This window comes from Marinobacterium sp. LSUCC0821 (assembly GCF_012848475.1).
In the GTDB taxonomy this organism is placed as follows: Bacteria; Pseudomonadota; Gammaproteobacteria; order Pseudomonadales; family Balneatricaceae; genus Marinobacterium_E.
This window is the reverse complement of the sequence record NZ_CP051666.1, coordinates 1,495,361-1,517,142: the sequence shown is the minus strand read 5'-3', so window position 1 is coordinate 1,517,142 and position 21,782 is coordinate 1,495,361. Positions and strand designations below refer to the sequence as shown.

The following is a 21,782-nucleotide window of genomic DNA, read 5'->3' as shown; positions in this document are numbered from 1 at the left end:
AACCCCACTGGGAATGCCAGTGGGGTTTTAGTCAGTGATTAAGCGAGACGTACGTACTCGAAATCACCTGGCTGGCTATTGATACCTACTTTAGGCTCTTTAATCCAGTTAGCGTACTGTCCACGCTCGTAACAAGGCTTCATCAAGCTGTTGATGAATAGAAGGTCATCTTGGCTTGGTAGGTAGTTGTCTAAGTTAGCTTCAAAAGTCGCTGCGTCAACTACTTCACCTTCAGGAGTTACATTGATTTCAGAGAACTGGCCGATCTTACGGTTGAATGCTTTATGAGGTGCAACTAACTCAAATTCGATACCAGTCTTAGCAATCGCTTTGTTCCAGCGCTTGATACCACCTTTAGCATCGTTGATGTAATCATCGAGAAGGCGACCGTTAATCGCTGCGATAGCGTTCTCTTCTTTCTCAACTAGCTGGCCATTCTCAACCTGCATAACCATGTAGGTATCGTTGTATAGCTGGTGGTCATCATCGATCTTCTCTTCCATGAAGCGACCTTTTAGGCCTGCTTCAAACGCTGCAGCAGCGTTAGTAGAGAGCTCGGCACCAAATAGATCGTGAGTAACTGACATATGGAAGTTCAGTTTCTTCTGGATCGTTGGTAGGTCAATAACGCCAAGCGCACGAACGGCCTCGATGTCGTTTGGATCTGTGATACCTGCCTCGTTCATCGCTTCACAAGTACGCTCAAGTACACGCTGTACACCAGACTCACCAACAAACATGTGGTGTGCTTCTTCAGTTAGCATGAAGCGACAAGTACGTGATAGTGGATCGAAGCCTGACTGAGCTAGAGACTCAAGCTGCATCTTACCGTCACGGTCTGTGAAGTAAGTGAACATGAAGAAAGAGAGCCAGTCTGGAGTCGCTTCGTTAAACGCACCAAGAATACGTGGAAGGTCTTCGTTACCAGAGCGGCGTTCAAGAAGCATTTTCGCCTCTTCACGGCCATCTTTACCAAAGAACTTAACAAGTAGGTAGACCATCGCCCATAGGTGACGACCCTCTTCTACGTTAACCTGGAAAAGGTTACGCATGTCGTAAAGTGAAGGCGCTGTAGCACCTAGGTGACGCTGCTGCTCAACAGATGCTGGCTCAGTATCACCCTGAATTACAAGAAGACGACGTAGCATTGAGCGGTACTCTGCAGGTACTTCCTGCCATACAGGCTCGCCCTTGTGCTTACCGAAAGGAATGGTACGGCCTTCTACCTGTGGTGCTAGAAGGATACCCCAGCGGTACTCAGGCATCTTAACGTGGTCAAATACAGCCCAACCTTTAGGGTCTACACCTACAGCGGTACGCAGGTAAACCTCTTTGTCGTTCCAGCCTTCAGGACCCATGTCTTTCCACCAGTCGATGTAACCTGGGTGCCACTCTTCTAGAGCTTTAAGAAGACGACGGTCGCCAGATAGGTCAACGTTGTTTGGAATTGAGTCTTCGTAGTTTACTTCTACGCGAACTGATTCAGTCATTGTTGTTCTCCCAGTTATTCAATTAAACACGGTTGAAGTCGTAGTTTGGACGAGTGCCTGTACCGTAAAGTTTCAGTGCACCCTGGTCTGATACAGCATTTGGACGTTGGAAGATCCAGTTCTGCCATGCAGTAAGTCGACCGAAAATCTTAGTTTCCATTGTCTCAGGGCCAGCAAAGCGAAGGTTCGCTTCCATGCCTGTAAGCGCGTCTGGAGAGTAGCTAGCACGTAGTTCGATTACCATAGGAACTTCATCTTCCCAGTCGATATCATCAAGTGCGTCAGTTACTAGCCCTAGCTTGTTAGCTGCAGCAGCATCAAGGGCAACGCCGATCTGTGCTTTAGCTGCATCTACTGATTCAGGTTCACCATAGAAACGAGTTTCAAGGCGAGTTAGATCATTGCTCATAGGTAGTGCGCCAAAATTGAGAGCGCTAAGCTTCATCTCAGCTGCTGGACGATCATCACCCTCGAACTGGCCTTCAAGCATGTAAGCGCGGTCCGCTGCGAATACAAGCTCAGAGATGAAACCGCCGAAACAGCTACCTGGCTCAACAAGAGTGATTAGGGTGCGTGAAGACATGTCGACACGTTTCATTGTGCGTTTCCAGTAAGCAAGGATTTCGCGAATGAACCAGTGGTCAGCGTTAGCCTGTAGGAATGCATCTGCAGCCATCACAGCGTCTAGGTCACCCTGCGATTTGAATACCATAACACCTTCTAGTGTCTCATTGGTACGCAGGTGAAGTAGGGCATCATCTAGTTCGCGAGTCAGACGTAGTGGCCAGAACTGGTCACCCATCGCAAGTGCGCCTTCAGCATCAGCAGGCATATCAGTACCCACTGTTTTCAACGTGATCTCTGCATCGTGACGATCGCGGTTTACTGCTACAGAGACGGTTGAGTATTCAACACCTGCATCAGTGAACTGGCGGCTTAGGTCCCCAAGTGAACAACCCTGACCTGCTGGACGATCGGAAAGTGCTGCTAGCTCTTTAGCGCGCTGAACAACAGCTTCGCTGAACTGTGAGCGTGGGATTGATTGATCGATTAGGCGCCAATCAACAGCTTTCTGGCCACGTGCACCCTCTTCGATTGAACAGAAGATATCTGCACGGTCACGGCGCACTTTACGCTTATCAACAACACGAGTAAGACCACCAGTACCAGGTAGTACAGCTAGTAGTGGTACTTCTGGAAGAGATACAGCGCTGTTGCCATCATCGATTAGAAGAATTTCGTCACATGCAAGTGCAAGCTCGTAACCACCGCCTGCTGCGGTGCCGTTAACTGCAGCGATAAACTTCATGCCAGAAGCAGCGCTCGCATCTTCGATTGAGTTGCGCGTTTCGTTAGTGAATTTACAGAAGTTAACCTTGTGTGCGTGTGATGATAGGCCAAGCATTTTGATGTTTGCACCAGCACAGAAGATTTTAGGGTTTGCTGAAGTCATAACAACGGTCTTAACTTCAGGGTGTTCAAAGCGCAGACGCTGAATTGCATCATATAGCTCAATATCAACACCTAGATCGTAGGAGTTCATCTTAAGCTCGTAACCAGGTTTAAGAGTAGCCGCTGGATTAACGTCCATTATTAGCGTTGCTACTTCACCTTCAAAACTGATTTTCCAGTGATTGTATTTTGAAGGGTTTGTCTGAAAGTCGATCATTTATACATCCTCGTTGCTTGCATCGTTCTTATTATTTCGATTGCTTGAGATGCATTATATTGCATGTTTTATTGATTGACCACAATTAAATGCAATATTTTTCAGAAAAAAGGCCCCTAAAAAGGAGCCTTTATGTTCTTATTGAGGGTTTAAACGCGCTCAATAATCAGCGCAATCCCTTGGCCTACACCGATACACATGGTGCATAGTGCATATTTTCCACCATTTCGCTGCAGTTGATAAGTAGCAGAGGTGACTAGACGAGCTCCACTCATACCTAGAGGGTGGCCAAGAGAGATGGCACCGCCTAGTGGGTTGAGTCGTGGATCTTGTGCATCTAGGTTTAAGCCTTTAAGTACACCAAGCGCTTGAGCAGCGAACGCTTCGTTTAGCTCAATAACATCCATCTGCTCTAAAGTGAGACCTGTCTGTTTCAAGACCTTTTTTACAGCTTCGATTGGGCCTACGCCCATAATACGCGGGTCAATGCCTGCTGTAGCCATGCCTAGCACACGTGCCATAGGCTCAAGACCTTGCAGCTGACAGCCAATTTCATCTGCAAGTAGTACAGCACAAGCACCGTCATTGATGCCCGATGCGTTACCCGCAGTAACAGTTCCGCCTTCACCGTTAACCGGTTTTAGTTTTGTGAGTGCAGCCATATCTGTGCTGGCGCGTGGGTGCTCATCAGTGTCAAAAATGATGGCGTCGCCTTTGCGTTGCGGGATAGCAATCGGAACGATCTCGTCGGCAAATAGGTTGTTTACTTGTGCCGCTGCTGTTTTCTGCTGGCTGTGAAGTGCAAACTGATCCTGCTCTTCACGTGAGATACCGTACTCAACTGCTACGTTGTCAGCAGTCTGAGGCATAGTGTCTATGCCATGAGTGCGCTTCATGATTGGGTTCACAAAGCGCCAGCCCATGGTTGTATCTTCAAGCTTTTGGCTGCGGCCGAAAGCTGTCTCTGACTTGCCCATTACATAGGGTGCGCGAGACATTGATTCGACACCACCGGCAAGCGCGATGCTCATTTCTCCCGCTTTAATAGCGCGTGCCATAGTGCCTACAGCATCAAGGCCAGAGCCACAGAGACGGTTAATTGTTGCTGCTGAAACAGAAGTTGGCATACCGGCAAGTAGCGTCGACATACGAGCTACGTTGCGGTTATCTTCCCCTGCTTGGTTTGCACAGCCCATCAGTACATCTTCAATGGATGCAGGATCTAGGTTAGGTGCTTGCGCCAGTGTTTGGCGAATGACATCACCCAACAGATCATCTGGACGAACGGCGGCGAGTGTTCCAGCGTAGCGGCCAATTGCTGAACGTTTTGCTAAACAGATAAAAGCTTCAGGCATGTGTCACTCCTTAAACACTGTGGAACTGCATGCCAGCCATGCTGTGCTGCTGCAGTGCAGGAGATACACGGTAGCGGTCATCTCCATAAAATAGATTCATATTATCGAGTACTTCAAAGAAGTAGTCAGCCCCTAACTGATCTGCCCAGCTTAGAAGACCTGTTGGGTAGTTCACGCCAGCACACATTGCAGCATCGATACCCTCTGCTGAGCCAATGCCATAATGCAGCGCATCAGCTGCTTCATTGATGAGCATAGCGACGGTGCGCATGACTGCTAGACCAGGCATATCTTTTAGGCGAATGCTCTTAATGCCGATGAAGTCGAGTAGGGCGTACACTTCAGTCCAAACCTCTTCGGGTACTTCAGGATGGCATGAAAGAGCTAGTGCTGTCGCTTTCTGGTAATCGAGGGCTAGGTCAAACTGAATGATGAATGGATCATTCTCTTCTATACAGCGCTCAAGAGTTGTCTGGCCATTGGTCAGCATCAGGCGTGCGCCATTTGCAAAACGAATCTCGCCAACTTCACCTTCTGTAACTGAAGGAAGAGCGACACCTGCAATTTCAATTCGCGATAGTAGAGCTTCTATTTGTGGTGAACGAATAACTTCACGAATCTGGAAAAATCCGCCAAAGCGAATGTTATCCCACTCGAGCTCAGGTTTGATCTGGTTACCATTTTCGTACTGGTAGAAACCACGACCCGATTTGCGGCCAAGCCAGCCAGCGTCTACAAGCTCTTTTTGAACAAGCGATGGCTTAAAGCGAGGGTCGTTGTAGAAAGCATCAAAGACAGAGCAGGTCACCGCATAGTTAACATCTTGGCCAATGAGGTCGGTTAGCTCGAAAGGTCCCATGCGGAATCCACCGGCCTCTTTCAGAAGTGCATCAACCATCGGTGCAGATGCAACACCCTCTTCAACCAGGCGCATGCCCTCTGCATAGTATGGACGTGCTACACGGTTGACGATGAAGCCAGGACTTGATTTGGCTGCAACAGCCGTTTTGCCCCAGCCAGTTGCAAGCGTTAGCAAAGTATTGATGACCGCTTTGTCTGTAGCCAATCCTTGAATCACTTCAACCAGCTTCATGATTGGTGCAGGATTAAAGAAGTGAAGACCTGCTAGACGTTCTGGGTGTTCAAGTGCTGCACCAATAGAGGTGATTGAAATTGACGATGTGTTACTTGTAAGAATGGTCTTCTCAGAGCAGATGCTCTCTAGTTCTTTGAACACACTCTGTTTTACATCTAAGCGTTCAACGATTGCTTCAATAACAAGATCTGCATCGGCAAGTGCTGCAAGTTCTGTTGCCGGTGTAATAGCCGCTACGATCTCTTTAGCGCGAGTAGCATCCATCTTGCCACGAGCGACCAAACCATCTAGACCTTTTGCAATACCTGCAATACCGCGTTCGAGGGCTTCGCTGTTCAAATCAACCAGCGTCACTTTGCAACCACCTTGAGCTGCAACCTGTGCAATACCTGCGCCCATAGTTCCAGCGCCAATGACGCCAACGGTTTTGATCTCTTCGGGTGTTAAAACTTGATTACTCATGACATATCACTTCTTGTTTAGGAATGCGTTCACGCGATCCCAGAATTCAGGGTTGCGGCCCGCTAGTTTCTGACAGCTGCTTTCTAGTTCAAGCTGCTCTGCAAAGCTGTTTTCATAAGCTTGATACATTGAGCGCTTGATGAGCTCCAATCCAAGAGCGGGGCGGCCTAATAGATTTTTGATGGTGCTCTCAACCTGATCTTCAAACTGGTCTGCATCGACTGCTGACCAGATTAAGCCCATCTGTTCTGCCTCTTCAGCAAGAATCATCTCGCCAAGCATGGCAACTGCCATCGCTCGCGCTTGACCTATATTTCGCACCAGAGTCGAAGTAGCCCCAGCATCTGGTACCAAGCCTAGGTGGCTGAATGGAAACGTCATCTTAGCGCCACGCTTTGCAATAACGATATCGCATGCAAGTGCTATAGATGCACCAGCTCCAGCAGCCACACCATTGACCGCGGCAATGGTTGGTACTGGCAGTTCACGTAGAGCAGATACTAATGGGCTGTAGGTGTTTTTTAGTGAGTCACCAAGATCAGGACGTGGCTCCCCCTCTGGAATTCGGCGCTCTTCCAAATCTTGGCCGGCACAGAATCCACGTCCTTCACCAGTAAGAACTAAGAGACGCAGATCTTTTAACCGTTTGATTGCAGCAAGTGCTTGTTTAAGCTCCAAGTGCATTGTTTTGCTAAAGCTATTAAGGCGCTCAGGTCGGTTAAGCGTGATTCTAACAACGCCATTCTCGCCAGCTACCTTGATAGCTTCGAGATCTGTTAAGGATTCTAGCCCTTGCATCTTAACTCCTATTTAGCCTTTGGTTAGCTAATTTCGCCTGCAAGCGTTGCAGCACGGTTTACATTGGTTTGCACGGCAGTGCGGACGTTGTAGAACCCAAGTCCTCGTAAACCACCGAGTTCGCTACCACCGCCTGCGCGCCCAGGGCCGCCGTGATTACAGTTAGGCATTACATTACCGTGTCCTGAGTGCCCGCGACTAATAGTATCATCTACAACGAGTAGTCGGCCGTGCGAAGATGCGAGTTCTGCAACTGCAGAAAACGCAAACTCATCATCATTAGTGAAGATCGATGATACTAGTGAGCCACCGCCACGGCGAACTAGCTCAAATAGCTCCTCGTTTGAGCTGTATGGCATAAGCGTTGAAACAGGGCCAAAAACTTCTGTCGAATGCACTACTTTGGCATCCACTGGATTGCGGCACAACATCAGTTTCTGGGTCACATAGTAGCCGTTTTCATCGCCATCAATCGATTGATTACCTTCGAAGACAAGTTCACATTCGCTGGCAAGACGCTCGGTTCCGTCAACCGCAGCCTGCTTTTGAGATGCGCTAACAAGTGGCCCCATAGTCACGCCTTCACGTTTGGGGTCGCCAAGTACTCCTTTGGCAAGCTTGTTACTAAGTGCCTGTTGCGCATCATCAAGCAGTGCTGCTGGAACAAAAATACGGCGAACTGCTGTGCATTTCTGACCCGCTTTGATGGTCATCTCTTTGGAAACTTCATGAATGAATGATTTGAAACCGCTTGATTCTGAATTTAGATCGGGACCTAGGATCGACGAGTTAATGCTATCTGCTTCTGCGTTAAAACGGACGTGCTCGCTGATCATTCGTGGATGGCTTGCAAGTTTTTCTGCAGTATCAGCAGAACCTGTAAAAGCCACGGCATCCTGTGACGTAATGTGGTCTAGCAGATCACGGCCGCCACCTGCTAGCAAACTTAAAACGCCTGCTGGGAGAATCTCTGCGGCTACGATATCTCTTACCATCTCATAAGCGACCGGAAGGGTAGCTGTTGCTGGTTTAACTAACATAGGCACACCAGCAAGAAGGGAGACAGCAAGCTTCTCTAGCATGCCCCAGGCTGGGAAGTTGAAAGCGTTGATGTGAACAGCAACTCCGCGGATTGGGGTCAGAAGATGTACCGCGCGAAAGTTCTCATCTTTAGTGACAGGCTCAATATCGCCTTCGGTTATCCAGTGACGCTCACCCAAGCCTTTACTTAGTGAAGCGTAGTACTTAAGGGTGCCAATACCACCTTCTACATCTAGGAAGGTATCAGTATCAGTGGCGCCATTATTTCTATAACTAAGCTCAGCATACTTTGCTTTATTTTCTGCAAGTGTTGCAGCGACTGCCTTCAATAACTGGCCTCGCTGTGCGTAGGTTAGGTTGCGAAGCGCTGGTCCACCGACAGTTCGAGCGTAGTTGAGTGCATCGCCCATATTTGTGTTGTGGCCGACAACGTCGCCCATAACGGTGCCATCTAAAGCACAAAATACTTGAGCCAATGTCTGCCCATTATCCTGCCACTGACCGGCAAGAAAGCTGCTAATGCGCATGAAAAATCCTTAAAAATTAAACGAGTTGGTATTTGGCAATAAAACCTGCAATCGCGCCGATAAGATCTGCTGGCGCATCGCGGTGAATTGAGTGGCGGCACTCTTTGATCATTAGCTTTTCAGCAGCTCCGCCTGTTTTTGAGACGATTGCATCAACCTGCTGTTCGGTGCCGTATTCGTCGGCATCACCCTGAACCACGAGCAGAGGGATTCGAATTTTCGGTAGGTACTCTTCGATGTTCCAGTTTAGAAAACCAGGGTTAAGCCAGGCTTGGTTCCAGCCCCAAAATGCGACATCGACATTGTCACCGTGGTACTTTTCTAGAGCAGGTCTAAGGTCACCCTTTTGGAATGCGATTTTAGCCTTTTCGATACTGGCAACACAGACAGGCTCGTTGAAAACGTGTGCAGCCAGGGTCACAACACCACTGACGCGCTCATCTGCACAACTGCCGGCATGAATGAGGGCAATTGATCCGCCATCACTGTGGCCTACTAAAATGATGCGCTGATAGTCGAGCGTCTTCAGTATTTTCGGTAGCCACTCCTCTGCCTCTTCGTGCATGTAGCTGAGTTCACGAGGAACCTCCACAGGAGATGATTTACCATAGCCTGCACGGCTATAGGCAACCACATCCATACCCATTGCATCAGCGAGGTTTTGTGGGAAATTCTTCCACAACTCAACACAGCCTAGCCCTTCGTGAAGAAGCACAAAGGCAGCATCTTTAAAAAGGTAGCTTTCAGGTGTGAAAGTGACCGTCTCATGAAGACGGCCTTTGATATCGATAAAACCGTTCACTAGCCGAGCTCACGCAACTTGAAGCGTTGGATTTTGCCAGTAGCCGTTTTTGGTAGCTCTTCCACATAGATGAACCAGCGAGGGTATTTGTGAGGAGCAAGGTTGGCCTTAACAAAATTTTTGAGTTCTTGGTTAAGTTCAGCCGATTCATCGCTTGGGTTTTTAAGAACAATGTATGCCTTAGGCTTGATCAGATCGTTCTCATCTTTAGCGCCGACAATCGCAGCCTCTAGAACTGCCGGGTGGCTGATCAGAGTTGCTTCTACTTCAGCTGGTGATACGTAGATACCACTCACTTTTAGCATGTCATCAGATCGACCAGCATAGACATAGTTACCATCTTCATTGATGTAGAACTTATCACCACTGCGCGTCCACTCACCTTGGAAGGTTGCAGTGCTTTTAGCGCGGTTGTTCCAGTACATGATCGCTGTAGAAGGGCCTTTGGCAACAAGATCGCCAATCTCGCCTTTAGGTACTTCGTTATCATCTGCATCCAGTAGCTTAATCTCATAGCCTGGGACTGGTTGGCCTGTGCTACCTGCAGCCACTTTGCCTGGCATATTGGATAGGTAGATGTGCAACATCTCAGTAGAACCTATGCCATCGATAATTTCGCTGCCGCGCTCGTCACACCATTGGCGAAGCAGTTCTGCTGGAAGTGCCTCACCTGCTGATGTACTAATTCGGATAGGAAGTTCACCTTTTGCAGGTTTATCCGCTTTAGCGAGCATGCCGGCATATAGGGTAGGCACGCCACAGAATACGGTCGCTTGATGTTTGATTAATCGCTCGTATACGGCATCCGGAGTTGGGCGTTCTGCCATAAGCACCGTTGTGGCGCCTACCGAGAGAGGGAAGCTGAAGGCATTGCCGAGGCCGTAAGCAAAGAAGAGCTTAGCTGCTGAGAAAACTGTGTCGCTCTCTCGAAGACCCAGTACACCAGTGCCAAACAACTCAGCGGTGTAGATGATCGATTGGTGAATGTGAACTGTGCCTTTAGGTGCGCCAGTTGAGCCTGAAGAGTAGAGCCAAAAACAAGGGTCATCACTTGTTGTGACAGGGCCTTCAAATTCATCAGTGCCGCGTGCTTCTAACTCTCCAAGTGACATCACGCCATCAACTGACTCGTTACCAGTGACGATAAGCGTTTCTAGTGTTGGAATCTTTTCCAATAGATCTTTGAATACAGGGACAAAATGCGGAGAGATGATGGCTACTTTTGAACGGCTATCTGTCAGCATGTATTCGTAGTCACTAGGCGTAAGTAGTGTGTTAATCGCAACAGGTACGACGCCCGCCTTGATTGCACCCAAAAAACTGACCGGCCAATCGATACTATCAAGAGCACAAAGGAAAACACGCTGCTCCTGTTGTAGTCCGAGAGTTGCTAGTGCTGAACCTACGCGATTACTACGTCGGTTAAGCTCGTTGTAGGTACAGGTGCCATTGTCATCAATGTAGGCCACCTTGTCGCCACGACCTGCATTCAGGTTGCGATCCATCAGATCGCGAGCGGCGTTGTAGAGTCGTGGAACGGTTACTTGTGGTGGAATCTGTGAGTGATCACAGCTGCTGAGTTCGTATCCCATTGCTTTAGGTCCTTGCTTGTTCTTATGTTTAGCAGCTCTCTGGCGCTTTAATTAATCATTAGCGGGTGAAGTTGATTGCACCCTCAGGAAGTAGGTAGATGACGAAAGCTTCGCCACCTGTCACTGTTGGTTTGTGTGCTGATTCCGGTGGGTAGACAACCCAACCCTCAGAAGTTCCATCGAATGCTGCCCCTTCATTGAGCGGAATGACTAGATCCACTTCACCGTTAGGGTGTGAATGGTGAGGGCCAACTACATCATTCATAAGTACGATATCAACGCTGTAGTTGTTTAGCTCTTCGGAAGGCTTAATAACGCGACCATATTTAATGCCTCCAGCTTCGAACTGGCATGCCCAGCCAGCCTCAAGCCCCTGTTGGCAGAGCTCTTTAACCTGCTCATACCATTCACTTCCGTGTGCAAATTGAGTGTTTAACTCCTGAGATAGAGAGGCCTCAATCGTTTTGCCAGAAATTGAATCAACGACGGGTTTCAAAAGTGCTTGTAATGCTTGTGCGCTCATAATCTGTCTCTGAATTTCACGACGTTGTACGCCGAATTATTATTCTGTGATGTGATTTATAATGCATTTTATAGACGCAAGTCAATGCACAATAGTTCATATTGACGTTATTTGCCTTGATACTTAGCAGCTCTTTTCTCTTTAAATGCCGCAATACCTTCTAGCTTGTCTTCGCTAGAGAGAACGCGAGCAAACTGCTCTCGCTCGATAGTTAATCCTGGTTCAAGACGCTCATCCGACGCGGCTTTAATTGCTCTTTTTACTGCATCAATAGCAGTTGGCGCCTTTTTGGTGATCTGTTTAGCGACCTCTAGCGTTCTCTCTAGAGTAAGTTCTGGCTCACATAGTTCGGTCACAAGGCCAATCTCTAACGCAGTGTTTGCATCGATGAATTCGCCTGTTAGAGTCCAGCGCATCGCACGTCCTTTGCCGGCAAGTTGAGTCAGCCTCTGCGTGCCTCCAGCGCCAGGTAGTATCGCTAGGTTGATCTCAGGCTGCCCAAACTGTGCATTCTTGCCTGCGATCAAGAAATCACACTGCATCGCTAGCTCATTCCCGCCACCTAGACAAAATCCGTTTACAGCACCGATCAAAGGTTTGTTGATGTTGCGTATTGCTGCCCAGTGGTGATTACGGGGATCTGTAGCTACCATGTCACCCGTTTTGCGAGCCAGCTCATCGATATCTGCTCCAGCGGCAAAGGCTCTTTGGTTACCTGTAATTACCATCACTTTAACGGCATCTGAGTTATCCCCAGAAACGAGTGCTCCAGCGATTTGACTGAGCATATCGGTCGAAAGGGCGTTCAGCTCTTTTGGGCGGTTAAATTGAATCAAGAGCACCCCTGAATCCAGTGAGCAGAGTAGGTTTGGATACTGGTCTGGTGTAAACGGAAGTTGCGTGCTCATGATTAATCCTAGGTATAAGGGTTGTTTTTTATAATCGAAACATGAAATATATTACATCTCAGCAACGAAATTAAGAATAAGGACAAAATTCTGATGCCGGTTTATCAGATTGATGGTGTCACTCCAGTGGTGCACCCCTCATCCTATGTACATCCAACAGCTGTCATTATTGGCGACGTTATCATTGGACCAGACTGCTACATAGGTCCATTAGCGAGTCTACGCGGTGATTTCGGTCCCATCCACATTGGGCGTGGCGTAAACATTCAGGACAGTTGTGTTGTGCACAGTTTCCAAGATATTACCGTAGTCATCGAAGATTATGCACATATTGGACACTGCGCTACGTTACATGGATGTCACATAAAAGCGGGTGTGTTGGTCGGTATGAGTGCCACTGTGATGGATAAAGCAGTTGTCGGTGAGCGCAGTTTTGTTGCAGCTCATAGCTTTGTTAAAACAGGTGATCAGTTTGATGCAGAGCGCATGATTTTGGGAACGCCTGCGAAAGATGTTCGAGCTCTCTCTTCAGAAGAGATGGCATGGAAACACTCGGGCACAGAGGCCTACATTGAGCTAGGTCGTCGATCTAAGTTAAGTTGTATCGAGACGGAAGCTTTGGCTGAGGTTGAGGAAAACCGCCCAACAATTAAATTTGAAACCAAGGTTGATACTAAACAGGAAACCCTGGCTAAGAAAAGTGGAGATGAAGCGTAATGGCACTGACAACTCTTGCGGGTAAACAAGTATCTAAACTCTGTCTTGGTACTATGACCTGGGGCGAGCAGAACACAGAGGCCGAGGCGCACTCTCAAATTGATTATGCCCTAGAGCGCGGTCTCAACTTCATGGACACAGCTGAGATGTATCCAGTGCCGCCGACAGGTGAAACCTATGGTCGCACCGAAGAGTATATCGGTAGCTGGATTGCGAAGTCGGGAAAGCGTGATCAGTGGGTGTTGGCATCTAAGGCAGCAGGTCCTGGGCGAGGCCTCGATTACATGCGTAACGGTCCTCGTCATACTGCGGATCAGTTAAAAGCGGCGGTTGATGCGAGTCTTAAGCGCCTCCAAACAGACTACATCGATCTTTATCAGTTGCATTGGCCAGACCGAAATACCAACATTTTTGGTCAATTGGAGTATCGTCACCGTGATTCAGATGAGACGCCGGTCGATGAGATACTTCGGGGGCTGAGTGATTTGGTTGATAGCGGCAAAATTCGTTCTATTGGTTTATCCAATGAAAACCCCTGGGGTGCAATGAAGTTTGTCCATTATGCAGAGGCGCTTGGGCTACCACGCATTGAAACTGTTCAAAACCCCTACAGTCTTTTGAATCGTACCTATGAGATCGGAATGGCAGAAATCTCCCATCGAGAAGATGTGGGCTTGCTTGCATATTCGCCGCTAGCCTTCGGAATGTTAAGTGGCAAGTATCGTAATGGTGCACGGCCTGAGAAAGCGCGCTTGACTCTTTTTGAGCGCTTCTCGCGTTACACAAACGAACCATCGATATCTGCGACCGAAAAGTACTGCCAGTTGGCAGAGGCTAATGGCCTCGATCCTGCGCAAATGGCGCTGGCTTTTGTCAGCTCTAGATCATTCGTGCTCTCAAACATTATTGGTGCAACTTCGCTTGAGCAGCTAGAGTCGAATATTAATAGTTCTGAGTTGGTGCTCGACAAAGAGCTACTTAAAGAGATAGATTCAATTCATCGCGCTTACCCAAATCCGGCGCCATAGATTGAAATAGGGGTTATACATGGTTACTGCGTTTATCTTAATGAATGTCGATCGTCAGCAAATTGCTAAAACAGCAGAGTTGTTGGCGGGAATTGAAGGTGTTTCTGAGGTCTACTCGGTGAGTGGTAACTATGATCTGATCACAATTGTTCGTGTGGCGAACAATGAGGCTTTGTCGGACTTGGTGACCGGGCAGCTTGCTAAGGTGGATGCAATTCAGACCACTGAAACGATGCTCGCTTTCAAGACGTTCAGTGGATATGACCTTGAGGCGATGTTTGGCGTAGGGATGTAAATTCCTTATTAAAAACCAAAAAAGGCGACCGATGGTCGCCTTTTTGCTATTCGAAATACGATTAGCCGTTGTATTTCTGGAACACTAGAGTTGAGTTAGTGCCACCGAAGCCGAAGCTGTTAGACATAACGCGCTCTAGGTTAACGCCATCCATACGCTCACGCACTACAGGTAGGCCTTCGGCTTCTGGGTCGATCTCTTCGATGTTAGCAGAGGCACAGATGAAGTTGTTCTCCTGCATAAGTAGACAGTAGATCGCTTCCTGAACACCTGTAGCACCCAATGAATGGCCTGCTAGCGACTTGGTTGAGCTTACTGGTGGCATGTTGCTACCGAAGGTCTCTTTCATCGCTTTAAGCTCTTGGATGTCGCCTGCTGGCGTAGAGGTACCGTGTGAGTTGATGTAGTCGATAGAGCCATCTACTGTGCTCATCGCTTGCTGCATACAACGTACTGCACCTTCGCCTGATGGAGCGACCATGTCGTATCCATCTGAAGTAGCACCGTAGCCAACAAGTTCGGCGTAGATCTTAGCGCCACGAGCTTTAGCGTGCTCTAGCTCTTCTAGAACGAGCATGCCGCCGCCACCTGCGATAACAAAACCGTCACGGTTTGCATCGTATGCGCGTGATGCTTTTTCAGGCGTCTCATTGTATTTGCTTGATAGCGCGCCCATTGCATCGAACATGACGCTTAGTGACCAGTGAAGTTCTTCACCACCACCTGCGAAAACGATGTCCTGTTTGCCAAGCTGAATCTGCTCCATCGCGTTACCGATACAGTGTGCGCTGGTCGCACATGCAGAAGTGATAGAGTAGTTAACGCCTTTGATTTTGAACGGAGTCGCAAGACAGGCAGATACTGTAGAGCCCATGGTGCGAGTAACGCGGTATGGGCCAACGCGGCGAACGCCTTTATCGCGAAGGATGTCTGCAGTCTCTACGATATCTGCAGAAGATGCGCCACCAGAGCCGGCAATAAGACCGGTGCGAACGTTTGATACCTGGTCTTCGCTTAGACCTGCATCTTTGATCGCCTGCTCCATAGAGATGTAAGAGTAAGCTGCTGCATTGCCCATGAAACGGCGAAGCTTACGGTCGATCATCTCATCAAGATCTAAATCATCAATGCTACCTGCAACCTGGCTGCGGAAACCTAGGTCTGCATACTCCTGTTGGAATTTAATGCCAGACTTGCCCGCTTTTAGTGATTCCAGAACGCTCTCTTTGTCTGTTCCAAGACAAGAAACGATACCCATTCCGGTAACAACTACTCGACGCATGCTTACTCTCTCTCTAATTATCTATATCGCTGCTATCTATGTCGCTTCTAAGGTTTGGCTTAGAAGTTCTCGGTGCTAGTGAATAGACCGACTTTCAAATCTGTTGCTGTGTAGATCTCGCGACCGTCAACGGATACAGAACCGTCTGCAATACCCATCACAAGTTTGCGCTCAATGACACGCTTCATCTGGATGTTGTATGTCACCTTTTTAGCAGTAGGAAGTATCTGACCCGTGAATTTAACCTCGCCTGAACCAAGTGCACGTCCGCGTCCTGGGTTGCCTTTCCAGCCTAGGTAAAAGCCAACGATCTGCCACATAGCGTCGAGGCCTAGACAGCCTGGCATTACCGGGTCACCTGGGAAGTGGCATTCGAAAAACCAAAGGTCTGGATGAATATCTAGCTCAGCGATGATTTCGCCTTTACCGTGCTCGCCGCCTTCCGCAGAGATCTTGGTGATGCGGTCCATCATTAGCATGTTGCCAACAGGTAGACGGGCATTGCCCTCGCCAAACATTTCCCCGTAGCCGCAGCTAAGAAGTTCGTCACGATTAAAAGATGAAGGTCTAGTCATATCTAAGATTTTCTAACTTATTTTCAAAAATTTAGCGGATTATACCTTTTTCGGGCTCGCTAATCACGATATGCATCAGTTAAATTGGTCGTATGTCGTTTCTTGGTAAGGAATTGGGTTTATGGAACATGGTTTTTGGCATAAACGTTGGGCGGAAAATCGTATTGGTTTTCACCAGCAAAAGACAAATCGTTGGTTAGCCGAGTACTGGTCGGTATTAGGTGTCTCTGCTGAAAGTGATGTTCTTGTGCCGCTCTGTGGTAAAAGTCAGGATATGCTCTGGCTTAGAGAGCAGGGTCACGGAGTTGTTGGGGTTGAGCTGAGTGATCTTGCCTGCCGAGACTTTTTTGCTGAGCAACAGGTCGATGTCGATGCAATAACACGCGATCGCTTTCATATTCGCGAGCGTGATGGGATTAGGTTGTTAGCAGGGGACTTTTTCGATCTGCACGAGGCGGATATTCCAGCGGTGAAGGCGATATATGATCGTGCTGCTCTGATCGCGCTTCCGCCTTCAATGCGGGAGAGATATGCCAAGCATATTAAAGCGTTGACGCAAAGTGGGGATCGAATGCTTCTAGTGACGCTTGAGTATGACAATGATCGAGATGAGCCTCCTTTTGCAGTCTTTGGTCATGAGGTTCGTTCGCTATTTGAGCCATCTTTTACCCTTGAGGTTCTTGATGGCGCACAGATTGAGGGTGGGCGTATGGAGAATGAGCGAGAGGTTGTTTACCTGTTGACTAGGCAGTGAGTTTAATTCGATAGCCGATGACAGGCTGAAGGCCTGTCATCAAATTACTTAGTTGGTTCGCGCCACCGCTAGATCGGCGATCTGGAGAAGTGTCTCTTTGAAAGAGGTTTTATCAAGAACGCTGATCGCCTCTTTAGCCAGATTGACCTGCGCTTTTGCTTTCTCTTTTGAGTATTCGATCGAGCCGTTTCGGTGAACGACCTCTAATACAGGAGATAGATCATCAAGCCCGCCTTTGCGGATGGCATGGCGAATCAGCTCCTTATCATCATCAGTCCCGACACGCATGGCATGGATAAGTGGTAGTGTAGCTTTACCTTCAGCAAGGTCATCACCGACGTTTTTGCCCATGGTTTCGCTGTCTGAAAGGTAGTCCAGTAGGTCATCTACAATCTGGAATGCGATGCCGATATGGCGGCCGTAGAGGCGAAGTGCTTCACGATGTTCTGCTGGTGCGTCGGCAAGGATGGCGCCGACTTCAGTCGCCGCTTCAAAGAGCATTGCTGTTTTACCTAAGATTACTTGGAGGTAAGACTCTTCGCTTGTATCTGGGTTTCTCTGATTTAGGAGCTGAAGGACTTCACCTTCGGCAATAATGGTTGTTGCGTGAGAAATAACCTGCATGATCTCCATACGGCCAATCTCAACCATGATTTGGAAAGAGCGGGAGTAGAGGAAATCGCCCACTAATACGCTAGGGGCATTACCCCACTTTGCATTAGCAGTGGCATTACCACGGCGAAGCTCAGAGTTATCGACCACATCATCGTGAAGAAGTGTTGCTGTGTGAATAAACTCAATCACAGCAGCCAGAGAGATGTGCTGTTCGCCCTTGTAATTACACGCATTGGCAGCAAGAAGAACTAGAAGCGGGCGAATTCGTTTGCCACCGCCTTCAACGATATGGTGTGCAATTTTTTCAACTAATGGCACGTTCGAGCCGAGGTTGTTAAGGATGTATTCCGTAACAGCGTCAAATTGTGGCTCGATATGTGGATTGAGTTGGTGTGGTTGCATCGTAATTCTGCCTAAAAATAGTTCCCGAAATCCTAGGGAGCAAAGCGAGGGGTGTCAATAAAACTCTTGTTCAGTATGTGGTGGTGATAGTGGGTTATTTTATTCTGTCAAAAGAGTTGAGTTTGGTAGGGATTTTCTGTAATATTGCGCGCCCTAGCTTGTCCAAATCCGCTCCCTACAAGAGGGTGTCGAAAGACAAAACGAGATGGCATCAGCCCTCAAGCCCTTCTAAGTAGGTTTGCACTTAGTAGCCGGACAAGCAAAACTTGGAGAACATAGATGTTTGCAGTAATCGTAAGCGGTGGTAAACAGTACCGCGTACAAGAAGGTCAGACCCTTAAAGTAGAAAAACTAGCTGCTGAAGCTGGTGCAAGCGTTGATTTCGATCGCGTACTACTTGTTAGCAACGGCGACGACGTTAAAGTTGGCGCACCAGTTGTTGAAGGTGCTAAAGTTTCTGCAGAAGTGGTTTCTCACGGTCGCGGTGACAAGGTGACAATCATCAAGTTCCGTCGTCGTAAGCACCACATGAAGCGTCAGGGCCACCGTCAGTGGTTCACTGAAGTTAAAATCACTGGCATCAACGGCTGATACCGAATTTAGGAGATAACAAATGGCTCATAAGAAGGCCGCCGGCTCAACGAAGAACGGTCGCGACTCACAATCGAAACGCCTTGGCGTTAAACGTTTTGGTGGTCAGGAAGTACTTGCTGGCAACATTCTAGTACGTCAGCGCGGAACTAAATTCCATGCTGGTACTAACGTAGGCATTGGTAAAGACCACACTCTATTTGCTAAAGCAAATGGCGTTGTTAAGTTCGAAATCAAAGGCCCGAACAACCGTAAATTCATCAGCATCGTAACTGCTTAAGCACGTTGCTGTATGATAAAACCCCGCTTAAGGCGGGGTTTTTGTGTTTTTGGAGAGGGGAAATAGGTGCTTGCCTTCTTGAGGGTGCGCCCCTATTTTTCCTCAAATATGTGAGGTTCTAATGAAATTTGTTGATGAAGCGACAATTACAGTTCAAGCCGGTAAAGGCGGAAACGGTTGTTTAAGCTTTCTTCGTTTGAAGTACATCCCTAAGGGTGGTCCTGATGGCGGCGACGGTGGTGACGGTGGTTCTATATTCGTCGAGGCGGATGCGGGTCTTAACACGCTGATCGATTACCGTTTTACCCGTCACTACAAGGCGCAGAATGGTCAAGGTGGCCAGGGGCGTAACTGTACCGGCAATAAAGGCGAGGACTTGGTTCTTAAAGTCCCAGTTGGTACAACCGTTGTAGATGTCGATACTGATGAAGTGTTGGCGGATCTTACGCAGATAGGTCAGGTTGAGAAGATTGCTCAGGGTGGTTGGCACGGTCTTGGAAATGTTCGTTTTAAGAGTAGTGTGAACCGTGCGCCGCGTCAGACGACTAAAGGCTCTGAAGGTGAATTGCGTAACGTTCGTCTAGAGTTGCGCGTGCTGGCTGATGTGGGTCTTTTAGGTCTACCAAATGCGGGTAAATCGACGCTGATTCGTTCTATCTCTGCTGCGCGTCCTAAGGTTGCTGATTACCCGTTTACTACACTGGTTCCTAACCTAGGTGTAGTGCGTACTGAAGCGCATCGTAGTTTTGTGGTTGCCGATATTCCTGGAATTATCGAGGGTGCTGCTGAAGGTGCTGGATTGGGTATTCGCTTCCTCAAGCACTTGGCGCGTAACCGTGTGCTTTTGCATCTTGTCGATATGGCGCCTTGGGATGAAGTCACTCCTGCTCAGGCTGCAGTAACTGCTGTTCAAGAGCTTACTAAGTTCTCTGAAACGCTTGCAGATCAGCCTCGCTGGTTGCTTCTGAATAAGCTGGATATGGTTCCTGAAGAGGAGCTGGAAGAGCGTTGTCAGTCTGTCATTGATGCGCTTGAGTGGGATGGTCCTGTCTATCGCATATCTGCCATTAATAAACAGGGTTTGGATCAGTTGGTTCATGACCTCCAAGATTATCTTGATGCTCATAAGGCAGCTTTGGCTGAAGATCCTGAGTTGGTTGATGCTGAGCTTGAAGTGCGCCGTCAGATAGATCGTGAGGCTCGAGAGAACCTAGAGAATATGCGTGCAGCGATGCGTGCGCGTCGCGAAGCGGCAGAAGATGATGATTGGGATGATGACTTTGACGACGATGAGTTCGATGTTGAAGTTGAGTATGTTCGCTAAATAGGGGCCTTAAGTGTCTGTAGCTCGCAAACGTCTTACTAAGAAAGGTCGCTGGGTCGTTAAGATCGGTAGCGCTCTTTTAACCAATGATGGCAAGGGTCTGGATCGAGATGCAATTGCGCATTGGGTCGATCAAATTGCTCATCTTGTTGCGCAGGGGATCGAGATTGTTCTTGTATCTTCAGGGGCGGTTGCTGAGGGTATGACCCGCATGGGTTGGACGGAGCGGCCTAACGAGCTAGCAAAGCTTCAGGCTGCTGCTGCAATTGGTCAGATGGGGTTAGTGCAGGCTTATGAGTCTTCATTCCATCGACACGCAATTCATACGGCTCAAGTTCTGTTGACGCATGATGACCTTGCAAGCCGTAAGCGTTATCTTAATGCGCGTTCTACGCTTCGCTCGCTTATCGATCTTGGTGTTATAGCAATCGTTAACGAGAACGATACCGTCGTTACCGATGAATTTCGCTTCGGTGATAACGACACCTTAGGTGCTTTGGTTGCCAATGCGGTTGAGGCTGATGCGCTTATTCTTCTGACGGATCAGCAGGGTCTCTATACGGCTGACCCGCGATTAGATGCATCGGCTGAATTGATATCCGAAGGGCAGGCGAGTGAAGAGCGTTTTGTCGCGATGGCTGGCGGCGGTGGTCGTTTAGGTCGTGGCGGTATGGCAACGAAGGTGCGTGCTGCACGTTTGGCTGCGCGTTCGGGTGCCTCAACAATCATAGCCAGTGGCCGCGAAGAGTCTGCGCTGTTGCGTATCTTTGCTGGCGAAGAGCTTGGCACGCTGTTGCTTCCAGAGCATGAGCGTCAAACTGCACGTAAGCACTGGATTGCAGGTCATTTGCAGTCGCGTGGTCGACTGGTTTTGGATGAGGGTGCTGTTAAGGCGCTTAAAACCGGTGGTAAAAGTCTTCTGCCTGCGGGTGTTGTTGCAGTTGAGGGCGACTTCTCACGTGGAGAGATGGTTGAGTTGGTTAATGGTCAGGGTGATGTGATCGCTCGAGGCCTGGTGAACTACTCTGTAGCTGATGCTAAGCAGATCATTGGTCACGCCACTAAAGAGATAGAGTCTTTAATTGGTCATATCAGCGAGCCGGAATTGGTACATCGCGATAATATGGCGTTGGCTTAATGCGATGGGGTCAGAGTAGTCTAATAAGACTACTCTGACCCCTGGTGTGAATTCAGGCATTAAAAAACCCGCACTTAGCGGGTTTTTTGATCTTGGCAGGTTGCTATTAAGCAGCCATTGCCTTGATACGAGCGTTTAGGCGGCTCTTAGTGCGTGCAACAGCGCTCTTCTTGAAGATTCCTTTGTTTACTGAGCTATCTAGGATAGGCTGAGCAACTTTGAATGCTTCGTTAGCAGCAGCTTGGTCACCACCAGCAACAGCTTTAAGTACTTTCTTGATGTAAGTACGTACCATAGAGCGTAGGCTAGCGTTATGTTGACGACGCTTTTCCGCCTGACGAGCACGTTTACGAGATCCTGCGGAATTTGCCACAGTCGGCTCCTTAAATTTAGTTATACATTAGTGAGACCGAGGTCTCTTAAATTTGGATGCGAAATTATTCCGATATCAGCTTTGCATGTCAAGCCCTATTCGTTCTTTTCGTAGACTTTTGGTTGACCTTATTTGAGTTGAGTCC

The 21,782-nt window shown here is 48.4% G+C and carries 22 protein-coding genes and 1 other annotated feature; of the genes, 8 read left to right on the top strand and 14 right to left on the bottom strand.

Annotated features, from left to right (window positions below):
* Positions 1-38: 38 nt before the first annotated feature.
* The 10 genes from boxB to HH196_RS07205 form a co-directional block, all read right to left on the bottom strand.
* On the bottom strand, positions 39-1,490 hold the full coding sequence (gene boxB / locus HH196_RS07250; protein ID WP_169451479.1) for a benzoyl-CoA 2,3-epoxidase subunit BoxB: 1,452 nt from the start codon (positions 1,488-1,490) through the stop codon (positions 39-41).
* A 22-nt stretch (positions 1,491-1,512) separates the two neighbouring features.
* Complete coding sequence (boxC, locus tag HH196_RS07245) at positions 1,513-3,159, bottom strand: 2,3-epoxybenzoyl-CoA dihydrolase (RefSeq protein WP_169451478.1); 1,647 nt, start codon at positions 3,157-3,159, stop codon at positions 1,513-1,515.
* Positions 3,160-3,308: 149 nt separating this feature from the next.
* Complete coding sequence (gene pcaF / locus HH196_RS07240; RefSeq protein ID WP_169451477.1) at positions 3,309-4,514, bottom strand: 3-oxoadipyl-CoA thiolase; 1,206 nt, start codon at positions 4,512-4,514, stop codon at positions 3,309-3,311.
* Positions 4,515-4,524: 10 nt separating this feature from the next.
* The gene (locus HH196_RS07235) at positions 4,525-6,072 is read right to left on the bottom strand and encodes a 3-hydroxyacyl-CoA dehydrogenase (protein WP_169451476.1); all 1,548 of its coding nucleotides are present in this window, start codon (positions 6,070-6,072) and stop codon (positions 4,525-4,527) included.
* Between the two features lie 6 nt (positions 6,073-6,078).
* Entirely contained in the window at positions 6,079-6,870 is a 792-nt protein-coding gene (locus HH196_RS07230; protein ID WP_169451475.1) for an enoyl-CoA hydratase-related protein, read from the bottom strand.
* A gap of 23 nt (positions 6,871-6,893) precedes the next feature.
* Positions 6,894-8,438, bottom strand: a complete 1,545-nt coding sequence (locus tag HH196_RS07225; protein WP_169451474.1) for a 3,4-dehydroadipyl-CoA semialdehyde dehydrogenase — start codon at positions 8,436-8,438, stop codon at positions 6,894-6,896.
* 16 nt (positions 8,439-8,454) lie between these two features.
* Positions 8,455-9,240, bottom strand: coding sequence for an alpha/beta fold hydrolase (locus tag HH196_RS07220; protein WP_211160764.1), 786 nt, complete (start codon positions 9,238-9,240; stop codon positions 8,455-8,457).
* Entirely contained in the window at positions 9,240-10,832 is a 1,593-nt protein-coding gene (locus HH196_RS07215) for a benzoate-CoA ligase family protein (RefSeq protein WP_169451473.1), read from the bottom strand. Before HH196_RS07215 ends, HH196_RS07220 begins: the two co-directional genes overlap by 1 nt.
* Before the next feature lie 58 nt (positions 10,833-10,890).
* Positions 10,891-11,355: a DUF4863 family protein gene (locus HH196_RS07210; protein WP_169451472.1), complete on the bottom strand. Its 465-nt coding sequence runs from the start codon at positions 11,353-11,355 to the stop codon at positions 10,891-10,893.
* Positions 11,356-11,462: 107 nt separating this feature from the next.
* On the bottom strand, positions 11,463-12,263 hold the full coding sequence (locus HH196_RS07205) for an enoyl-CoA hydratase-related protein (RefSeq protein ID WP_169451471.1): 801 nt from the start codon (positions 12,261-12,263) through the stop codon (positions 11,463-11,465).
* 93 nt (positions 12,264-12,356) lie between these two features.
* Here HH196_RS07205 and HH196_RS07200 point away from each other — a divergent pair, with 93 nt between their 5' ends.
* Genes HH196_RS07200 through HH196_RS07190 form a run of 3 tightly spaced genes read left to right on the top strand, consistent with a single transcriptional unit; the run spans position 12,357 to position 14,303 of the window.
* The gene (locus tag HH196_RS07200; RefSeq protein ID WP_169451470.1) at positions 12,357-12,980 is read left to right on the top strand and encodes a transferase hexapeptide repeat family protein; all 624 of its coding nucleotides are present in this window, start codon (positions 12,357-12,359) and stop codon (positions 12,978-12,980) included.
* Positions 12,980-14,008: an NADP(H)-dependent aldo-keto reductase gene (locus HH196_RS07195; protein WP_169451469.1), complete on the top strand. Its 1,029-nt coding sequence runs from the start codon at positions 12,980-12,982 to the stop codon at positions 14,006-14,008. The genes HH196_RS07200 and HH196_RS07195 overlap by 1 nt, the downstream gene beginning before the upstream one ends.
* Positions 14,009-14,027: 19 nt before the next feature.
* The gene (locus HH196_RS07190) at positions 14,028-14,303 is read left to right on the top strand and encodes an Lrp/AsnC family transcriptional regulator (RefSeq protein ID WP_169451468.1); all 276 of its coding nucleotides are present in this window, start codon (positions 14,028-14,030) and stop codon (positions 14,301-14,303) included.
* Between the two features lie 61 nt (positions 14,304-14,364).
* Here HH196_RS07190 and fabB read toward each other — a convergent pair whose 3' ends face one another.
* Both fabB and fabA read right to left on the bottom strand, forming a co-directional pair.
* Positions 14,365-15,585 (bottom strand): beta-ketoacyl-ACP synthase I, encoded by a 1,221-nt coding sequence (gene fabB / locus HH196_RS07185; RefSeq protein ID WP_169451467.1) that lies wholly within the window; start codon positions 15,583-15,585, stop codon positions 14,365-14,367.
* A gap of 59 nt (positions 15,586-15,644) precedes the next feature.
* Positions 15,645-16,160: a 3-hydroxyacyl-[acyl-carrier-protein] dehydratase FabA gene (gene fabA, locus HH196_RS07180; protein ID WP_169451466.1), complete on the bottom strand. Its 516-nt coding sequence runs from the start codon at positions 16,158-16,160 to the stop codon at positions 15,645-15,647.
* Between the two features lie 121 nt (positions 16,161-16,281).
* Here fabA and HH196_RS07175 point away from each other — a divergent pair, with 121 nt between their 5' ends.
* Complete coding sequence (locus tag HH196_RS07175; protein WP_169451465.1) at positions 16,282-16,914, top strand: thiopurine S-methyltransferase; 633 nt, start codon at positions 16,282-16,284, stop codon at positions 16,912-16,914.
* Positions 16,915-16,962: 48 nt separating this feature from the next.
* Here the strand turns inward: HH196_RS07175 and HH196_RS07170 are convergent, their stop codons facing one another.
* Complete coding sequence (locus tag HH196_RS07170; RefSeq protein ID WP_169451464.1) at positions 16,963-17,931, bottom strand: polyprenyl synthetase family protein; 969 nt, start codon at positions 17,929-17,931, stop codon at positions 16,963-16,965.
* A 279-nt stretch (positions 17,932-18,210) separates the two neighbouring features.
* Between HH196_RS07170 and rplU the strand changes: the two genes are divergently transcribed.
* From rplU to proB, 4 genes are all read left to right on the top strand, one after another.
* Complete coding sequence (gene rplU / locus HH196_RS07165; RefSeq protein ID WP_169451463.1) at positions 18,211-18,522, top strand: 50S ribosomal protein L21; 312 nt, start codon at positions 18,211-18,213, stop codon at positions 18,520-18,522.
* A gap of 22 nt (positions 18,523-18,544) precedes the next feature.
* Positions 18,545-18,802, top strand: coding sequence for a 50S ribosomal protein L27 (gene rpmA, locus HH196_RS07160; RefSeq protein WP_169451462.1), 258 nt, complete (start codon positions 18,545-18,547; stop codon positions 18,800-18,802).
* Between the two features lie 121 nt (positions 18,803-18,923).
* Complete coding sequence (cgtA, locus tag HH196_RS07155) at positions 18,924-20,126, top strand: Obg family GTPase CgtA (protein ID WP_169451461.1); 1,203 nt, start codon at positions 18,924-18,926, stop codon at positions 20,124-20,126.
* Positions 20,127-20,139: 13 nt separating this feature from the next.
* Positions 20,140-21,264, top strand: a complete 1,125-nt coding sequence (proB, locus tag HH196_RS07150; RefSeq protein WP_169451460.1) for a glutamate 5-kinase — start codon at positions 20,140-20,142, stop codon at positions 21,262-21,264.
* Positions 21,264-21,355, top strand: a sequence feature (Trp leader region). (Overlaps the previous gene by 1 nt.)
* A gap of 15 nt (positions 21,356-21,370) precedes the next feature.
* Here the strand turns inward: proB and rpsT are convergent.
* Complete coding sequence (gene rpsT, locus HH196_RS07145; protein ID WP_169451459.1) at positions 21,371-21,637, bottom strand: 30S ribosomal protein S20; 267 nt, start codon at positions 21,635-21,637, stop codon at positions 21,371-21,373.
* Positions 21,638-21,782 lie beyond the last annotated feature (145 nt).